Below are 17221 nucleotides of genomic sequence, written 5' to 3'. Positions count from 1 at the left end.
GGCCTGGCTCCCTACGCTTCCTACAGCACCAATAGCCCCTTCTCGCGCAACGTCCGCCACGCTTCCGACTCCAGGAATTGCGCAAAAGCTAGGCCCGCCGGGAAGTCGCGGGCGGCATCTTTGAGCAGGATTTTGGTGTCGTAATCGGAGCTGAGACGGATAAGCAAATTGTGCAGCCAGGGGCCGAGGGCGGCGGGCAGTTTCAGTTCGAAGTCTTCGGCCTGCTCGTAAAAGGTGAGTACGGCACGGCCGCTTTTTTTGCCGGTTTCAAGGCGTAGCTCGGGCGCGTTGCCGAGCCAGAACAGCCGCTGGTTTTGCTTGGCGAAATCGGGTTTGGTGGGCTCCTGTAGGGCCTGGGCCACTACGTTGCGGGGCACAGTGGTTTTGGGCACCCGGAAATCAAACCAGAAGCTTAGCGGCTCGTGCAGGGCCACGCCGTGCAAATAGTTGTAAAGCGCCTTAGCCAGCCCGGGGCCGAACTGCCCGTGGTCGGTGCCAGTGGGGTCGTCGTGCCACAGGTCGTTCCAGGCAAACGGACCGGGCTCGGGGCCCACGGCAGCCACCTGGTATTTTGCCGGATTCTTGCCTACCGGCGAGTGGGCCGTCATCGAAAACCGGTGCCAGTAGCCGCTCTGAATGATGCCGGCTTCAAAAAGCTGACGCACAATTTCCAAGCTGTCCACGGTTTCCTGAGTGGTTTGGGTCGGGAAACCGTACATCAGATAGGCATGCACCATGATGCCAGCCTGGGTGAAGCCGTCCGTCACGCGGGCCACCTGGGCAATAGTTACGCCCTTTTCCATGAGGGCCAGCAGCCTGTCCGAGGCCACCTCCAGGCCCCCACTCACGGCAATGCAACCACTGGCGGCCAGCAGCCGGCACAAATCGGGCGAAAAGGTTTTCTCGAAGCGGATGTTGCCCCACCACGTGATGCCGGTACGGCGCTTGAGCAGCTCAATGGCCAGCTCGCGCAATGCCAGTGGTGGCGCGGCCTCGTCCACGAAGTGAAAGCCCGTTTGGCCAGTCTGAGCCACAATCTGCTCGATGCGGTCGGCCAGCAGGGCCGAGGGCGCGGTTTCGTAGCGGCCGATGTAGTCGAGCGTCACGTCGCAGAACGAGCAGCGTTTCCAGTAGCAGCCGTGGGCCACCGTCAGCTTGTTCCAGCGCCCGTCGCTCCAGAGCCGGTGCATGGGGTTCAGCACCTCAATCACCGACAGATACTCACTCAGCGGCAACCCCGAGTAATCCGGTGTGCCCACCTCAGGGTGCGGAATATCGGGCTGCGGGTGGTTGATGTACTCCACTTCGCCGGCAGCGTTGCGCAGGAAGGTGCGTTGCAGTGTGTTAGTTGTCAGTTGCCCGTTGTTAGTTGTCAGTTCGTTCTGCTGGCCTATTTCAACGGCCTGACAACTGACAACGGGCAACTGACAACCAATACTTTCCAACAAACGCAGCCACGGCCCTTCGCCGTCGTCCAGTGTCAGGAAGTCGATGTAATCGAAGAAGCGCGGCTCTTTGATGCTGCGCAGCTCGGTGTTGGGGTAGCCGCCCCCCATAATGGTATAGGTGGCGGGGCAGGAGGCTTTGATGCGGCCGGCCAGCCGCAACGCCCCGTAGAGGTTGCCCGGAAATGGTACCGTGAAGCCCACCACGTCGGGCTGCGTGCGGGCTAGCAGGTCGTCGAGCAGCTCCAGTAGCATGCGGTCCAGCAGGTTGGGCGTGGTTTGCAGGGCCGCGTGCAGCTCGTCGAAGGTAGTAGCCGACATGCCCAGCTTCTCGGCATAGCGCGAAAAGCCGAACTGCGGCCCCACCGTTTCCTTGAGCAGGTCGCCCAGGTCTTCGAGGTAGAGTGTGGCCAGGTGGCGGGCCTGGTCGGTGAGGCCCATGGTGCCAAAGGCCGTTTCCAGGTCGGCCACGTTGTCGAAGCGGCTGGCCTCGGGCAGGTAACGCGAGTGGCAGATGCGGGGTGCGAGCGTACTGTCCTTGTTCTGCAGAAAGCGCACCACCGGCTCCACGGTGCTCAGGTAGCTGTTTTTAAGCCGCAGCATCCGCCGCACATTGTCGCTCAGGATAAAGTCGCCGGCTTCAATTTCGGCAAACACCCGCGTCAGCCCCGCCCGCGAAAACAGCTTCAGCACCAGCTCCAGTCCCAAATCGGCCTGCGCCACGGCATAGCCGCGCCCACCCAGAAACCCTTTGATATAGGCCGTAGCCGGGTAGGGCGTGTTGAGCTGCGTGAGCGGCGGCGTAATGAGCAGAATTTTGGGCGAAGTCACCAAGCGCGAATCAAAAGGTAGAGCCTGCCGGGCCGGCCGTGCGCAATGCAACTGCCGGCCGGCCCGAAAGGTGCCCGCAAAGGTACGGCCTTGCCTGTCGGCTGGGCTACATCTTCATCCTGCCCATCTTCATCAGCGAGGGGTTCAGCCTGAGGTACACCTGCCCCGACACCGGCGCGCTGCCATAAAATCCCCGGATTTCACTTTCGGGGCGGTACACGGTGGCCTGGGCGCCAAGCGTGAAATCAACATTAGCTACTTGGGCTACCCGATAATTGGCACCCACCGTAACGGAGTGCACGTTGTAGGTCGGATGCGTACCAGCCGGGGTGTCGGACCGTACGATTTGCAGCTCCTCGTCCGACTTCTGCACGAACTCGTAGCGGCCGTACACGGCCGGCTTGCCCAGCTGCACGTTGGTTTCGGCCAGCACCGAGTGTGAGGCCGGGTCGGTGTGGCCGTCCTGCACGTGCTGGTTCATGCCCCACACCAGCGCCGACGTGATGTAGCGGTACTCGCCCCAGCTGCTGCTCTGAATGACGGAGGCCGTAGTGCGCTTCACATCCTCATCGGGGTGCAGGGTTTCGGGCCCTTTGATGAAGGCATGACTTGCCTGTAGCGCCAGCGCCGGGGTAGGGTTCCAGCTCAGGCGGCCGGCCCACGAGTCGGCACGGGGCTTGTCGAAACCGTAGCGGTGCTCGTCGGGCTCGCGGCCGGTAAAGTTGGAGCCTTCGAGCTTGAACTGCTTGTAGCGCAGGCCCAGCGTGGCCACCCCAAACGTGATATGGGTGGCGTCCTGCCAATGGTGGCCCAGGCCGGCATCGGGGTTGGGCATGGCCGAAATCCGGTGCATAAAGGCCACCGGCCCGATAGCCGGCTCGCCGGGGTAGCCAAAATAGGCTGTCAGGTCTACATCCTCGGAAAAAGCATGGGTGTAACTGACGCTCAGCGCCGAAAACAAATCGTGCGGATGCTGGCGGTCGACCAGCGGCTGGCCTTTGTACGCCTCGCCACTCTGAAACAGCAGCGGATAACCGTTGCCGCCCTCCGTGAGCGGGTCGAGCGAGAGCATAGCCGTAAAGTTCAACAGACCCTTCTGGCCGATGGGACGCTGGGCCATGGTCATAAACCAGTTGGGCGCATCGAAGGTGCTGCCGCCCCGCTGCCCGCTTTTGCGGCCGATGTTCTGGCTGGTAAAGCGTGGACTGATGGCACCGTGGTTCATAATCATCCAGGCGCCCTTGTGGTGCATCCACATATACATGGGCGTATTGTCGGGGTTCCAGGCCGTGCCCGAGCCATTACGGCTCATGGGTAGGTTGCGCGAATACGCATGGCTCATGTCTGCCATGCCGCCGTGGCTCATCCCGGCACCCTCGCTTGCAGGTGGCATCGTGTGGCCGGCGTGGTTCTGGCCCGACATGATGCGACGGGCAGTATCGGCTGGCGCAGGCGTGCCTGGATGATGCTGGGCCAGGGCCGGCGTGGCCAGCAGGCCCGCCAGCACAGTGAGCGGAAAAGAAAAACGCATACGGCTATACTTGATTGGTAGACTACCTGTAAGACTCCGCAGCGGGCCACCAGGTTACATACAATACGGGCCCACTGAGTGCGAAATCAGGCATAGGGGAGGGCAAATGCAAAAGCCGCTCAACGTGGCCATCAGGCCCGTCGAGCGGCTTTCAATAGTTGGCTTCCCTTATGAGGGAAACGTTACCCCAACTGATCCAGCGAGAGGCGGCGGGGCAGCAGGTCGCGGCGGAACTCGCTTACCGAGCGGCCGGTAACCTGGCGGAACTGGTTGCTGAGATGCTGACCTGAGCTGTAGCGCATTTTTTCGGCTATTTCACTCAGGGTCATTTCGTTGTAGCTCAACATTTCCTTCACCCGCTCAATCTTCATCCGAATCAGATATTTCTCGATGGTGAGGTTGGCGGTGCGCGAAAATACTTTGCTCAGGTGCGAATAAGTGGCCGCAAACCGGTCGGTGAGGAAGGCCGAGGTAGTGAGCGGCATGCGGGCGGTGCGCAAATGCTCCAGGTACTCAATCAGCGCAGTTTTAATCTGTTCGGTCAGCTGGTCAGCCCGGCCCATAATCAAGTCGAAACCGGCTTCGCGCAGCAACGGGGCCACGGTGCTGGGGTCGGCGGGCGTGTTTTCATCCAGCTGCACCTGGCCGAGCGTTACGTCGGTAGGAGTGTAGCCGGCCTGTTCGAAAAGGGTGCGCACTGCCTCGATGCAGCGTGGGCAAACCATGTTTTTGATGTGGAGCAGATTAGTTTTCACGGATGGTTGCGGTTGGTGGGTTTCGGCCGTGCGACAGCACGCGCGGGAGTACGGGAAACAACGGCGGCAGGCTTTTTACGCCGGCTGGGACCAGCCGGGGTTTTGGCCCAGGCCGGGCCAAACCAGTTGGCTGCCGCCCAACTTACAAACGGAACTGCGGCCAAAAAGGTGGTGGCCAACAGCCAGAAAAATACGAAAAATGCCCCAGACAGCCGAATCAGAAACTGATCCTGACTTCCATAAAGGTACAAGACCAGTGCCAGCGAAAGGGCCGCGCTTATTGCAGCCAGCAAGGCCATTTGCCGAAACAACGGCCGGAGCTTGGAAAAAGTGCTGGCAGATTGGGGCATAACGCTACGTAGAAAGCGTAAATATAGGCCGCGGCCCCGCATGGTGGCTACGTGGGTGGATGGAAGATGAATCGTAAAAGGGCCATACTGCGTAGTGTTGATCAAGGAAACAAAAGAAGCATACCGGTTGCCCGAGGCATCCGGCGCTCCGGAAGCGTATACGAAAAAACCAGTCGCGCAGTCAGCCGTACAGTAGGTACTTTGCGTTTCTGATCTGCCACATTCTACTCATTCTTTCATGAAAATTGCCCTACTCCGCCCTCTGGTAGCCGTTCTGCTACTCACTGGTTCTCTTGCAGCCTGCAGCACCGGCAACGAAGAGGGCTCCACCAATGTGGAGATTGGCCACGACAAAAAGATGGACCCCGAAGCGCTCCGCCCCAGCAACCAGGGAGCCGACTCGGCAGCCTCGGGCATGCAGCCCGATACCAACCGAACGACCGTTAGAGACCAATACGAAAAAGCCGCCAATACCCCCGACCGCAACCGTGACGGTTTGGCCGATTAAGCGGTACACTAACCTAAATAAGCACGTCGGCGCTTTTGTTTAGCGCTTCAACCAGATCGAAAAAGCAAGGCCCCACACTCTATCAGGAGTGTGGGGCCTTGCTTTGCAGCAATAAACGCCAGCTTTCAGACCGGTGGCTGCTTCTGACAGGGCTTAATAGAATACAAAGCCGTTGGGGCCGGCCAGAACCGTGAACGAGTCGATGGCGGCGCCGGTGTTCCTGAAGCGAATCACTTTGTCGGATGACGAAAACGAGGCCAGGCCGCCGTAAATCGTGCCGTCCTGCGGATCGACGCCCAGACCGTAGAAGCTGCCGCGTTTGATGAGCGGCGTAGTGGGCAGGGTGGCATCGTTGATGCCCAGCGTGTATACGCCGCCCAAGTAGGTGTAGTACAGCTGGTCGAGGCTGCCGTTGATGGTCAGGTTGCCGGGGGAGCTTTGGTCGGAGGGCATCTCGCGGGTGGTGGCCGTTAGCTGGCCGGGTACAATCTGCGAGAGGCTGCCTTTGCTCAGTCGGGTAGGGTTGGGGTTGTACACTATTTTGCCGCTGCTGAGCACCCAAATCCGGCCGTTGCGGTCGGCCACCACGCTGTTCGGGCCGTCGCCCACCGTAATGGTGCCTTCCACTGCATCGGTGGTCGTGTTGATGACGGTAACTGTGTTTTCGCCGTTGTTCGTTACATAGAGGCGCGAGCCCACTACGGCCAGTTGCTCGGGCTGCTTGCCCACCGCAATGGTCTTGGTAACCGTATTGGTTTTCAAATCGATAACCGATACCTGCCCGGAAGAGGTGCTGTACGATACCGTTTCGGTTACATAGCCCTTGTCGGAGGAAGCGGCCACGAAGTACCGGGGTAGCTTTAGGTTGCTAATGGTGGCTTTCGACTTGAATTTTGCCATCGACACCACTACCAGCTTGTTGCTGTTATTGACCACGATATAGCCCAGGCTGTCGCGCACCGCCATGCTTTGGGCAATATCGCCAAGCGGCCCGCCATTGACAGACGCGTAGAGTGCCTTGTTGGTAACCGCGCTGGTGGCCTTGCTGAACAGGCTGATTTCGGCGTTTGAACGCGTAAAGTTGCCCTCATTTACCACAAACACCGAGTTTGTAACAACGGGCTGCAAGCCAGGGGTGGGGTCTTTGTCGGGGTCGCAGGCCAGCAGGGTAAGGGCGGCGGCGCTACCCAGTAGCAGCCGGCCCGGCAGGCTGGCAAAAGCAGTAAATGGCTTCATCTTTAGGAATTAGGTAATAGGAGTGAGTGATTAGGTTTCAGTGTTCGGTGTTAATTTGCCAGAGCAGTTTGTCAACTGGCAAATCAGTGCCATAGCAGGCGCAGGCTGAGACTGGCGTTGCGTCCGGGCAGGGCGCGGTTCTGGTAGTTCTGGTAGCTATTGTTGGTCAGGTTGAAACCCTGGGCCAGCACCAGCAACTGCCAGGCCGGGGCCACGGCCAGCGTGCGGCCTACCGAAGCATTCAGCAGCAGGTAACCAGGCAGAAAATCGGTGGCCGAGGCGTCGGTATAGCGGTGGCCGGTGTAGGTGAGTGTGGTGCCTAGCTGCCAACCCCGCCAGGCGTGGTCGGTGCTGAGTGCCACTGTATGTCGGGGGACAAAGGGTAGCTGCCGGCCCACCGGGTCGGCGTCGGTAGCCGTACCCTGGGTTTTCTCGGTGCTCGTGAAGGCGTAGGAGGCCCGCGCCATAAGTCGGTAAGCGCCCGGCTGCCAGCCCAGCGTGCTGCTGGCCTCTAGGCCCTGGGCCCGTACCTGCCGCAAGTTGCGTGGCGACCAATACGAGGCGCCCGGCGTCCACTGCACCCAATTATCTACCAGCTGGCGGTAGCCGGTTAGCTCGTTTTGCAGCGTCAGGCCAGCAGTTTTATAGGTGTGCGCCAGCCCGCCTTCGTAACCAAGGCTTTCCTCGGGCAGCAGGTCGGGGTTGCCGCCGGGCCGCCAGTATCGCTCATTCAGGGTAGGAGCCCGGTAGCTGCGCGAGGCGTTGCTCTTCAGGCTAAGGGTATGTCGGCCGACGGCCAGGGCCATCCACTCGGCCCCGGCAGTGGGCGTGAGGGGCGGCTGGCGGCCCGGCAGCACTGCCTGCCGAATATTCAGCGAGAGTTGCAGCCGCGGCCGCGGGTCGTAGCGCAGCAGCACAAAACCCGAGTAGCGGTTTTCGGTGCGCGGGGCCGTGCCGTAGCCGTCTACCTGGGCCGAGAAGTACTGGGCTTCGGCCCCCAGCCGTACCGAGGCATTGGGCGCCAGCCGCCACGTATGCTCGGCCTGGGCCTGGCTCGTGCGCACCCTCGATTCGCTGAGCCCGCTCACATCGTCGCGGTAGTTGATAACGTCTTCGAACCAAGCCGTGCGCACAGCCCATTCGTGGCGGGTACTCACGCGGCGGTAACCGGCCGTCAGGCGGCGGCTCTGGTCGCGCTCCTCGGCATTGGTGTTGTTGGTGCCAATTCCGGGCTGAATCTGGCGGTCGGCATCCGTGAGCCAGATAGCGGCGCTCAGCTCGCCGCGCTGGCCCAGCCGCAACGTAGCATCCTGAGTAAAGCTGGCTTGCCGGAAGGCGGCGTTTTCCTGGCGCTGCTGCACCCGGCCACGGCCCTCTCCCACATAAAAAGGAAAGTCATTATCGGCGCGGCGGTAATTGAAGCTGGTGCGCAACGCCACTTTCCGGTTGCTGAAACCGGCCGTAACCAAGCCAGCGCCCAGTCCGAAGCTGCCGTAGTCGCCCTGCGCGGTGCCATGCCAGCCCCGGCCCCAGTCGGCCGGACTGTTGGCAGCAGCACTAAGCTGCACTGTGCCGCCCACTGCTCCGTTGCCGTATGTAGCACCCGCCGGCCCCGGCTGAATGTCAACCTGCGTGGTGCCATTTACGGGTAGCAGCGCAAAATCTGCCTCGCCCAACGAGGGCAGGTTGATATTGAAGCCGTTCCAGAGCACGGCCGTGTGCCGGGCCGAGGTGCCCCGCAACGAAATGGACGACAACTGCCCCGGCCCGTAGTTCTTCAAATAGATGGCCGTGCGCGCCCCCAGCGCATCGGCCAGTGTGCCGCTGCGGTAGTTGTTCAGCGCCACCGAATCGAGCACCAGCTGGCGGCTGCCCACGGCAAAGCGTGTAGGGCGCAGCCCGGCCACGCGTACCGCCGGCAGCTGCTGGCTTTGCAGCGTATCGGTGGGGGCCTGGGCCGTAGCGGGTACCGCCGCACCAGCCAGCAGGCCGAAGCCGCCGAGTAAAACGAGTTGGGCGGCAAGCCGTCCGGGTAGAAACGTCTGGAGAACCAAAATTTTCGTGACCGAAAAATTCAGTTCAAAACTCCGTCAGGTTTGCGCCTAGGCGCCCACCGGCCAAAGCCGAGTCCGAAAACAGAAGGGTACGCTGCGGCCCCCAAAGGCCGCTACTGCATTCGTTCTCCGCCCTTCCTCCGCAGGCGCTGAACATAGGAAAATGCAAAGGCAGGTCTCCTGGCTTGCTCCTGGCGCGTCGCCTTCCCATTTCCGCCATCTTCTTTTCGTAAGTGAAAAGAAGGTAGCTGCCGAAACAGTGGCCGGTGATGACGCGCCGACTCGTGAAGCGTACAGTTGCGGGGACAGCTCCGGTTTTGAACCGGATTCCCTTTTCAGCCTCGCCCCCCAATCGGGGTCCGGCCACCTTTACGGCCGCAAAGATAGGCGGGGAATTTTAGAAGTGAAAAAAGGGAAGAGGCAGATATGAGAACGTCATGCTGAGCGAAGCGGAGCGCAGTCGAAGAATCTCTGTTGCTTCGGTGTAGGCGTCTGGGTTACTGCTGCGGTAGAGATGCTTCGACTGCGCTCCGCTTCGCTCAGCATGACGTTCTGTTTGGCTCTGATTCCCGTACCTCACTCACTACTCACTACTCACTACTCACTACTCACTACTCACAAATGAAACTACCGCCTGAGTTCTACCGCCGCCCCGACCCGGTACAGATTGCCCGTGAACTGCTCGGCAAGCACGTCTTCTCGCGGGTCGATGGCCGGCTTACCGGCGGCCGCATCATCGAAACCGAAGCCTACTCGCACCACGGCGACAACTCGCTGGCCATGCACCTCAAGCGCCTGAGTACGGCCAGCCAGGCCCTGCTGGAGCCCGGCGGCCGGGTGTACCTCTACAAAGTGTACCAGCGCCACACGCTGTTCAACATCTGCACCAACGAAGCCGGCAAAACCGACACCGTACTGCTCCGTGCCATCGAACCGCTTGTGGGCCTCGATGTTATGCAGGAGCGTCGAGGCGCTGCCATCAAGCCCGACCGCCTCACGGCCGGCCCTGGCATGCTCACGCAGGCGCTGGGCCTCACGCCCGCCCTCACCGGCACCGACCTGCAGGGCAACCTGCTCTGGATAGAAGACCACGGAGAAATCGTTTCTGCTAACCAACTTCTCGCCGGCCCCCGCATCGGTCTGGAATACGCCGGGGCCGTAGCCGCCAGCCTGCCGTGGAATCTCCAGATTGTAGGTTAGCGTAGAGCAAATCGTTGGTTAAATCCGCTTTAGTCCGTGCTGGTCCGTGGCCGACACACTAGTACCAGCAGCTTGCCTTCGTGGCTGGTGGTGGCGAACAGGTACAGGTCGCCGCCCTCGCGGATGCCGGTGCGCTGGCGGAACTCGGCCACCGAATCGGGGAAGTTGCGGGTGGTGACGTGGGCGCGTACGGCCGGGCCAAGGTAGGCGCGCAGGGTTTGGGCATCGTACTTCTCCACGGCCAGAATGCGGAAGATGCGGCCGGGAAAGTCGGCGTGCAGCGTGTCGGAGGTGTAGAGGTGGCTGTGCTGGTGCAGCTTCAGTAATTCGAAAGCGGTGCCCACACTCTTGAAAGCCCCCGCCTTGAGTACGGCCACGTTGGGCTCGTAGAGGAACTGCCGGGGCTCGGCGTAGCGGGCAATGGCCCGGGCCTCCCGGGCTCGGTTAAGACGAAACTCCTGCCGGGTACCGTCGCGGCGCAGGTTCACGGTGTAGCGCTCCGGGTCTACAGCGGCTTCCTCGCCCAACTCATACAGCACTTCCTTGCACTCGTTATCCACGGCTACTACCCACAGCCGCCGCACGTGGCCCAACTCGCGGAGGGCCTGCTCGATGTCGAGCATGGGGGAAGTTTTGAGCAGGATGCGCGGGCTTTTGCGCAACAGCAGCGGTAGCAGGCGCAGTACATCGGGCTCACAATCCTGAAGGCGGAAAATCTTCTTGGCGGCCGTATCGCGCCGGGCTGGGTCGAGGTAGATCCAGTCGTAGGTATCGGCCGAATCTCGCAGGAAATGCGTGGCGTCGGTGGCGTGGCACTGTACGTTCTCTATGCCCAACTGGGCCAGGTTGTAGCGCACCACATCGGCCAGCGCGGCGTTACGCTCCACATACTGCACCTCGCCCACCGTAGCAGCAAAGTGGGCCGAGTCGACGCCAAAGCCGCCGGTGAGGTCGGCCAGGCGCTGGGCCCCGCGCACCAACTCCGCTTTAAAGATGGCCGTACGGTCGGAAGAGGCCTGCTCGACCGAAAGCGCAGGCGGAAAAACCAGGTCGGGGTTGGCAGCCCAGGTGGGCAACTTTACACGGGCCTTCTGGCGGGCCTGAATCTGGCGTACCAGCTCAGGAACGGGGAGATTGGGATGACGGCGGGCCTGCAGGGCCAGTTGGGCGGGGTCGTCGTGCAGGTGCTCGGCCACATACTGGCGAGCCGCCGCGGGCAGCGGGTATTCCATACCGCAAAACTACTGCTTTCAGCTGCAAGCGCCGGAACTGTGAGCTACCGGCGGGCTGAGGCTTTGGGTGTTGCAAACCTGTTTTGATACATCTGCAACGCCCAACCTGCGGATTACAGGCTCCAGCGCAGAGCCAGTAGGGGCCGGCCGGTGGCGCTAGCAGCTACACCCACAGCAGTGGGCTGCAACTGCCGCAACAGGCCTGTAGTGCGGGCAGTGTGGCCAACGTTGTGGGCGGCTACTGCGCGCTGAAAATGCGTGTTGGTGTTGCGCGAAACAAAAATATTGGTCAGCAGGCTGGCCGCTGCCACCCCGATAGCCACCTTCTGGGTGTTGTTGAAGTATTGTTGCCGGTCGGGAGCCGAAAGCACCTGCTGGCCGTACAGGCCTACTGCTCCTACAAACACTGCCCGTTCGGCCAGAAACAGCATCTTCTGACGACGGTACCGGTCGAGTGCCGCCAGCGCATCTGGCTCACCTGCCAAGTAGGGGCGCAGCCGCTGGCCAAAGAAGCCCGCATTCTGGTAGCTGCCCTCAGTTGGGTTAGTGCTCAGGGAAAAGTAGAAGTTCTTCTGCGGCCCGTTCAGGCCACGTGCCTGGTCTTCGGGGGCTAGGTTAATAGGACCCGTATGCTGGGCTTGGGCCTGCTGGCTCAAGCCGGCGAAGCACAGCAGCAATACCAAAAAAACGCGCCCAGATACACGCACAGCAGAAGACAAAACAGAGTGATTCATGGAAGCAAAATTACGACGAGGTAACTGCGCTTGCTAAGGCCTTCGACGGGAAAAAAGTGCAATTCATCGAGGAATAAAATTTCTTCTATCCAACAAAAAGCAGTTGGTCTTCGTTGGTCTGCCATTCAAGCCACCCTTTCTTTTCCTTTTTTATGAAGCTGTTTTCTTCCATCCGCCCCGTTGCTCTTCTGGCTACCCTGCCCGCTATGCTGGCTTTTTCGGCCTGCAGCGACGATGACGATAATCCTGCCCCCCAGCAGGGTCAGGTGATGCTCGTACACGGTGCTGCTTCGGCCCCGATAGGCGTGCAAGCCCTTGTCAATGACGTAGCGGCCGGCTCGACCCTCGATTATGGTCGCAACACAAACTACTTTGCTGTAACGGCCGGCAGTCCCACGTTTACAATCAATGTGGCCGGCAGCAACCCAGTAGTAACGGCCGTCGATAAAAAGCCAATAACCGTTGCCAGCGGCAAGAATTACTCGGTATTTGCCTACCCCAACTCGGCCACTACTGTCGACCTGCTGCCTATTGAGGATGACTTAACGGCACCTGCCGCCGGCCAGACAAAAATCCGGATTGTGCACTTGGTCTTTAATGGTCCTTCTCCCATCAAGCTGTCTCAGACTACTATTTCGGGCACTGGTGACGTGGCCAATGCAGTTGCTGCCTTTGGGCAGGCCTCGCCTTTCGTTTCGGTTGCCGCTGGCACATACGACCTTAATATCACCACTGGTCCTGCCTCAACTACAGTCGTGAAAGTAGGCGACGGTTCGGGTTCGGGCACCGGCACCAAGAACTACGAAGCCGGAAAGATTTACACGATTGTTGTGCGCGGCATTGCCGGTAGCCTGGAGCCAGCCAAGCTGCCAAGAGCCTCCATTGTCGCCAATAACTAGGCGGCAACCATCAGTGATATAAGGCCAACGCCTGCTTTCCGAAAAGGGAGGCAGGCGTTGGCTATTGATGGCTATATAGCGGCCGCCATATAGCGGCCGCCCTAACTTTTTTGTATTTTTGTGGTTGACTTCTCAAACCCCAATATATCATGGTAGAGACCAAGACGACAACGGCCTACGTGCCCTACAAAGTAAAAGATATGAGCCTCGCCGAGTGGGGCCGCAAGGAGATTCGTTTGGCCGAGGCCGAAATGCCCGGCCTGATGGCCCTGCGTGAGGAGTACGGCGCCAGCCAGCCCCTCAAGGGTGCCCGTGTGGCCGGCTGCTTGCACATGACTATTCAGACGGCGGTTCTCATCGAAACGCTCATCGCCCTCGGCGCCGACGTTACGTGGTCGTCGTGCAACATTTTCTCGACCCAGGACCATGCTGCTGCGGCCATTGCTGCGGCCGGCATTCCGGTGTATGCCTGGAAGGGCATGACGGAGGAGGAATTTAACTGGTGCATCGAGCAGACGCTGTTTTTCGGTGAGAAGCGCGAGCCGCTGAACATGATTCTCGATGACGGTGGCGACCTGACCAACATGGTGCTCAACCAGTTCCCCGAGCTGGCCGCTGGCATCAAAGGGCTGTCGGAAGAAACCACGACCGGCGTACTGCGCCTGCTCGACCGCGTGAAGGCCGGCACGCTGCCCATGCCCGCCTTCAACATCAACGACTCGGTTACCAAGTCGAAGTTCGATAACAAGTACGGCTGCAAAGAGTCGGCCGTAGATGCCATCCGCCGGGCCACCGACGTGATGATGGCCGGCAAGATTGCCGTAGTAGCCGGTTACGGCGACGTAGGAAAAGGCACCGCCGCCTCGCTGCGCGGCGCCGGAGCCCGCGTTATCGTGACGGAAATCGACCCCATTTGCGCCCTGCAGGCAGCCATGGACGGTTACGCGGTGAAGAAGATGGAAAATGCCATCAAGGAAGCCGACATCGTGGTAACGGCCACCGGCAACTGCGACATCATCACCGAAGCGTCGTTCCGTGCCCTCAAGGACAAGGCCATCGTCTGCAACATCGGTCACTTCGATGATGAGATTGACATGGCCTGGCTGAACAAGAACTACGGCCACACCAAGGACACCATCAAGCCCCAGGTAGATCTGTACACTATCGAAGGCAAGGAAATCATCGTGCTGGCCGAAGGCCGCCTCGTGAACCTGGGCTGCGCTACCGGCCACCCCTCGTTCGTGATGTCGAACTCGTTCACCAACCAGGTACTGGCCCAACTGGAATTGTGGCAGCACGCCGACCAGTACGAAAACCAGGTGTACACCCTGCCCAAGCACCTCGACGAGAAAGTAGCCCGCCTGCACCTCGCCAAAATCGGCGTGGAACTGGAGGAGTTGAACCCCCACCAGGCCAAGTACATCGGCGTAGACGTGGAAGGCCCCTTCAAGTCGGACCTGTACCGCTACTAGGCCTTTGCGCTTTATCAAACAATAAAAACCCCGCCCGGCATTGCGCCGGGCGGGGTTTTTATTGTTTGATACGCATTCATTTTACTACCCAAAAAACTCCTGGCCTACCAGCCGCTCGGTTTCCTGCCAGAGCTGCCGGACCTTGGCGGGGTCGGTAAATTCGTGCTTTACCGGTGTGGCCTGCTGCTTATCGAAGTAGCCGCCACTTACCTGCCCGCCGATGGGGTCGGTGGCCAGGAAGATGCTGGTGCGGGCACCTTCTTCGGTGGTAAGCAGGAAGGGTGCGGCCAGCCGGGTAAACAGGCTGGTGAGGCCGCCCGAGGCGAAGCCGAAGCTGCTGGCTATTACGCCGGGGTGCAGGCTGTTGGTCACGACGTTGGCTATGCCCCGCGCCCGCAGCTGTCGGGCCAGCTCCTGGGTAAACAGGATATTGTAGAGCTTGCTGTTGCCGTACTGCCGCCAGGCGCTGTAGTTGCCCTCCTGGTTGAGGTCGTGCAGTTTGGGTTTGGCCATGTGGTAGGCCTCTGAGGCCACGTTCACGATGCGGGCGGCCTTGCTGCGCTCCAGGGCCGGCAGCAGCAGGCTGGTGAGTAGGAAAGGGCCGAGGTAGTTGGTAGCCAGCGTCATTTCGTAGCCATCGGTAGAGGTTTCGCGCTCCTTGCCGAAGATGAGGCCGGCGTTGTTCACCAGCACATCGAGGCGGTGGTAACGCTGGATGAACTCTTCAGCCGCCCGCCGTACCTGGCTTAGGTCCGATAAGTCGCAGAGCAGCACATCGACCCGCTGGCCGGATGCCGCCAGTTGCTGAAATTCCTGGCGCACCCGGGCGGCCTTGGCCGCGTCGCGGGCCAGCAGGATAACGTGGTAGCCCCGGCGCACCAGTTCGCGGGCCGTTACTTTGCCGATGCCCGAAGTGGCGCCCGTAACGAGGGCAATCTGTTCAGAAGCAGAGCTAATCATTTACTAAAGGATTGGTTATGCGGCTATACGGGGCAGTTCCGGGGCGGTTCGTTTCATCAGCGCCCAAATCATCCGATATTGCCGCCTATGCCTGCTGCCGTTCCGCTGTCCATCGTCATCATCACCTTCAACGAAGAAGCCAACATTGCCCGCTGCCTCGAAGCCGCCCGCCCGGTAGCCGATGAGCTGTTGGTGGTGGACAGCTTCTCGACTGACCGCACGGTGGAAATCTGCCGGGAACTGGGGGTGCGGGTGGTGCAGCACGCCTTTGCGGGCTACGTCGAGCAGAAAAACTACGCCACCGCCCAGGCCCGCCACGAGCACGTGCTCCAGCTCGATGCCGACGAAGTATTGACGCCGGAGCTGCAAGCCAGCATCCGGGTGGCGCTGGCCAACTGGCAGGGCGGCGGCTACACGCTGGCCCGCCTCACCAGCTACTGCGGCCACTGGGTGCGCCACGGCGGCTGGTACCCCGACCGTAAGCTGCGCCTCTACGACCGGCGCCTGGGCAGCTGGCAGGGCCTGCTGCTGCACGAGCACTACGAGCTGGCGCCCGGCCAACCCGCGCCGCAACCCCTGGCCGGCGACGCGTTGCATTACTCCTACACCTCCGTCGAGCAGCACGTGCAGCAGCTTAACCGCTTCACCAGTATTGCCGCCGAGGAGCTCTGGCTGAAAAACCGGCGGCAGGTAACGGTTTTTCATCTGGTACTGAAACCCATCTGGAAGTTCGTGCACGGCTACATTGTGCGGGGCGGCTTTCTGGATGGTTTTGCGGGCCTCAGCATTGCCGCTATTTCGGCTTGGGGCGTGTTTCTGAAGTTCGCCAAGCTTAAAACCCGCCCCTCCGCATGAGCCGCACCTTCCTCATCAGCCGCCCCGACGCCATCGGCGACGTGGTGCTGACGCTGCCGGTAGCTGGCCGGCTGAAGCAGCTGTTTCCGGGCTGCCGGGTGCTGCTGCTGGGCCGCAACTACACCCGCGCCGTCGCCGACGCCTGCCCCTGGCTGGATGGCTTTGTGAGCCTCGACGAGTTGCAGCAGCTGCCGCCCAACCAGCAGGTAGCCGCCCTGCGCGCCGTCGGGGTCGATACGATACTGCATGTTTTCCCGAATAAAAATCTGGCCCGGCTGGCGCTGCTGGCCGGTATTAAAGTGCGCATCGGTACCCGTAACCGCTGGTTTCACTGGCTTACCTGCAACCGCTTGGTCAAACTTAGTCGCAAAAATTCCGAGCTCCACGAAAGCCAACTCAACTTGGCTCTGCTGGCTCCGCTGCACGAATCGGACCCATTACCACTGTCCGAAGTGGCCTCCTTGGTGAAGCTGGTGCCCACCGTACCCCTGCGGCCCGAATGGCAGGAGTTGCTGGCGGCCCGCGAGCCTGGCCAGCTCAATGTGGTGCTGCACCCCCGCAGCCGCGGCAGTGCCCGCGAGTGGGGGCTGCCGCACTTTGGCGAGTTGGCCCGCTTGCTGCACCAGGCCGGGCACCGCGTATTTGTAACCGGCACCGCGGCCGAAGGTGAGGAATTGGCCGAGTGGCTGACTGCGCACCGGCCCTACCTGGCGGCCGAGCTTACCGGCCAGCTGGCCCTGCCCGAATTCATTGCCTTTGTGGGCGCCGCCGATGGGTTGGTAGCTGGTAGCACCGGGCCCCTGCACTTGGCCGCCGCGCTGGGCCGGCACGCGCTGGGCCTCTACCCGCCCATCCGGCCCATGCACCCCGGCCGCTGGGCCCCACTAGGCCCCCACGCCGAATATCTGGTTTTCGACCGGCCCGACTGCCAGGACTGTCGCACTAAGCCAGTTGCCTGCACCTGTATCAGGGCGCTGGAGCCAGCACGGGTGCTGGCCCGCGTACAGCGCTGGAGCCAGTTACCGCCAATAGGTTTCTAAAAGCATATCTGTGCGGTTACGGGTGGGAACTGGCAACCCAAGGCAATATCTTGCGTCTCGTTCGTATCAATGCTGAAGCTGTGCGAAAAGCCAGTCCGCTCCCGGGAGCTAACTTACTG

15 protein-coding genes and 1 riboswitch are annotated in these 17221 nt (G+C 61.0%); of the genes, 6 read left to right on the top strand and 9 right to left on the bottom strand.

The genetic code is table 11. The features are described 5' to 3' along the window. Positions 1-20: 20 nt before the first annotated feature. The 4 genes from J7E24_RS14565 to J7E24_RS14550 all read right to left on the bottom strand — a co-directional run bounded on the left by J7E24_RS14565 (position 21) and on the right by J7E24_RS14550 (position 4912). Positions 21-2276, bottom strand: coding sequence for a B12-binding domain-containing radical SAM protein (locus J7E24_RS14565; RefSeq protein ID WP_215138856.1), 2256 nt, complete (start codon positions 2274-2276; stop codon positions 21-23). A 106-nt stretch (positions 2277-2382) separates the two neighbouring features. Then, complete coding sequence (locus J7E24_RS14560) at positions 2383-3807, bottom strand: hypothetical protein (RefSeq protein WP_215138855.1); 1425 nt, start codon at positions 3805-3807, stop codon at positions 2383-2385. A gap of 182 nt (positions 3808-3989) precedes the next feature. Continuing rightward, complete coding sequence (locus tag J7E24_RS17920) at positions 3990-4562, bottom strand: helix-turn-helix domain-containing protein (protein WP_215138854.1); 573 nt, start codon at positions 4560-4562, stop codon at positions 3990-3992. Next, on the bottom strand, positions 4559-4912 hold the full coding sequence (locus tag J7E24_RS14550; protein ID WP_215138853.1) for a hypothetical protein: 354 nt from the start codon (positions 4910-4912) through the stop codon (positions 4559-4561). Before J7E24_RS14550 ends, J7E24_RS17920 begins: the two co-directional genes overlap by 4 nt. A gap of 238 nt (positions 4913-5150) precedes the next feature. On the opposite strand from J7E24_RS14550, the gene J7E24_RS14545 reads away from it, so the two are divergent. Continuing rightward, positions 5151-5420, top strand: coding sequence for a hypothetical protein (locus J7E24_RS14545; RefSeq protein ID WP_215138852.1), 270 nt, complete (start codon positions 5151-5153; stop codon positions 5418-5420). 153 nt (positions 5421-5573) lie between these two features. On the opposite strand, the gene J7E24_RS14540 is transcribed toward J7E24_RS14545, so the two are convergent. Together J7E24_RS14540 and J7E24_RS14535 are read right to left on the bottom strand one after the other, a co-directional pair. Next, positions 5574-6656 carry a DUF5074 domain-containing protein gene (locus tag J7E24_RS14540; RefSeq protein ID WP_215138851.1) on the bottom strand — a complete coding sequence of 361 codons (1083 nt, stop codon included), beginning with the start codon at positions 6654-6656 and terminating at the stop codon, positions 5574-5576. A gap of 83 nt (positions 6657-6739) precedes the next feature. Next, entirely contained in the window at positions 6740-8710 is a 1971-nt protein-coding gene (locus tag J7E24_RS14535; protein WP_215138850.1) for a TonB-dependent receptor plug domain-containing protein, read from the bottom strand. 152 nt (positions 8711-8862) lie between these two features. Further along, positions 8863-9096, bottom strand: a riboswitch (cobalamin riboswitch). Between the two features lie 235 nt (positions 9097-9331). Here J7E24_RS14535 and J7E24_RS14530 point away from each other — a divergent pair. After that, the gene (locus J7E24_RS14530) at positions 9332-9910 is read left to right on the top strand and encodes a DNA-3-methyladenine glycosylase (RefSeq protein ID WP_215138849.1); all 579 of its coding nucleotides are present in this window, start codon (positions 9332-9334) and stop codon (positions 9908-9910) included. 29 nt (positions 9911-9939) lie between these two features. Here the strand turns inward: J7E24_RS14530 and J7E24_RS14525 are convergent, their stop codons facing one another. Continuing rightward, positions 9940-11142 carry a class I SAM-dependent methyltransferase gene (locus J7E24_RS14525; RefSeq protein WP_215138848.1) on the bottom strand — a complete coding sequence of 401 codons (1203 nt, stop codon included), beginning with the start codon at positions 11140-11142 and terminating at the stop codon, positions 9940-9942. Positions 11143-11255: 113 nt separating this feature from the next. Next, positions 11256-11876 carry a hypothetical protein gene (locus J7E24_RS14520; RefSeq protein WP_215138847.1) on the bottom strand — a complete coding sequence of 207 codons (621 nt, stop codon included), beginning with the start codon at positions 11874-11876 and terminating at the stop codon, positions 11256-11258. A gap of 152 nt (positions 11877-12028) precedes the next feature. On the opposite strand from J7E24_RS14520, the gene J7E24_RS14515 reads away from it, so the two are divergent. Next, entirely contained in the window at positions 12029-12775 is a 747-nt protein-coding gene (locus J7E24_RS14515; protein WP_215138846.1) for a DUF4397 domain-containing protein, read from the top strand. A 149-nt stretch (positions 12776-12924) separates the two neighbouring features. Beyond that, a complete protein-coding gene (ahcY, locus tag J7E24_RS14510; protein WP_215138845.1) occupies positions 12925-14247 on the top strand; it encodes an adenosylhomocysteinase in 1323 nt (440 codons plus the stop codon). Positions 14248-14331: 84 nt separating this feature from the next. On the opposite strand, the gene J7E24_RS14505 is transcribed toward ahcY, so the two are convergent. After that, the gene (locus J7E24_RS14505) at positions 14332-15207 is read right to left on the bottom strand and encodes an SDR family oxidoreductase (RefSeq protein WP_215138844.1); all 876 of its coding nucleotides are present in this window, start codon (positions 15205-15207) and stop codon (positions 14332-14334) included. A gap of 87 nt (positions 15208-15294) precedes the next feature. On the opposite strand from J7E24_RS14505, the gene J7E24_RS14500 reads away from it, so the two are divergent. Together J7E24_RS14500 and J7E24_RS14495 are read left to right on the top strand one after the other, a co-directional pair. After that, a complete protein-coding gene (locus J7E24_RS14500) occupies positions 15295-16062 on the top strand; it encodes a glycosyltransferase family 2 protein (protein ID WP_215138843.1) in 768 nt (255 codons plus the stop codon). Continuing rightward, complete coding sequence (locus J7E24_RS14495; protein ID WP_215138842.1) at positions 16059-17102, top strand: glycosyltransferase family 9 protein; 1044 nt, start codon at positions 16059-16061, stop codon at positions 17100-17102. The genes J7E24_RS14500 and J7E24_RS14495 overlap by 4 nt, the downstream gene beginning before the upstream one ends. The last annotated feature ends 119 nt before the right edge of the window (positions 17103-17221 follow it).

This window comes from Hymenobacter sp. ISL-91 (assembly GCF_018613725.1).
GTDB lineage: Bacteria > Bacteroidota > Bacteroidia > Cytophagales > Hymenobacteraceae > Hymenobacter.
Note: the sequence above shows the minus strand (reverse complement) of the source record. Positions and strands in the feature narration are given on the sequence as shown.

Bases quoted from the DNA above. Each gene is read 5' to 3' on its own strand.
- J7E24_RS14520 (WP_215138847.1), bottom strand. From the start codon at position 11,876: ATGAATCACTCTGTTTTGTCTTCTGCTGTGCGTGTATCTGGGCGCGTT.
- J7E24_RS14560 (WP_215138855.1), bottom strand. From the start codon at position 3,807: ATGCGTTTTTCTTTTCCGCTCACTGTGCTGGCGGGCCTGCTGGCCACG.
- J7E24_RS14550 (WP_215138853.1), bottom strand. From the start codon at position 4,912: ATGCCCCAATCTGCCAGCACTTTTTCCAAGCTCCGGCCGTTGTTTCGG.
- J7E24_RS14530 (WP_215138849.1), top strand. From the start codon at position 9,332: ATGAAACTACCGCCTGAGTTCTACCGCCGCCCCGACCCGGTACAGATT.
- J7E24_RS14495 (WP_215138842.1), top strand. From the start codon at position 16,059: ATGAGCCGCACCTTCCTCATCAGCCGCCCCGACGCCATCGGCGACGTG.
- J7E24_RS14515 (WP_215138846.1), top strand. From the start codon at position 12,029: ATGAAGCTGTTTTCTTCCATCCGCCCCGTTGCTCTTCTGGCTACCCTG.
- J7E24_RS14525 (WP_215138848.1), bottom strand. From the start codon at position 11,142: ATGGAATACCCGCTGCCCGCGGCGGCTCGCCAGTATGTGGCCGAGCAC.
- J7E24_RS14540 (WP_215138851.1), bottom strand. From the start codon at position 6,656: ATGAAGCCATTTACTGCTTTTGCCAGCCTGCCGGGCCGGCTGCTACTG.
- ahcY (WP_215138845.1), top strand. From the start codon at position 12,925: ATGGTAGAGACCAAGACGACAACGGCCTACGTGCCCTACAAAGTAAAA.
- J7E24_RS14505 (WP_215138844.1), bottom strand. From the start codon at position 15,207: ATGATTAGCTCTGCTTCTGAACAGATTGCCCTCGTTACGGGCGCCACT.
- J7E24_RS14545 (WP_215138852.1), top strand. From the start codon at position 5,151: ATGAAAATTGCCCTACTCCGCCCTCTGGTAGCCGTTCTGCTACTCACT.
- J7E24_RS14500 (WP_215138843.1), top strand. From the start codon at position 15,295: ATGCCTGCTGCCGTTCCGCTGTCCATCGTCATCATCACCTTCAACGAA.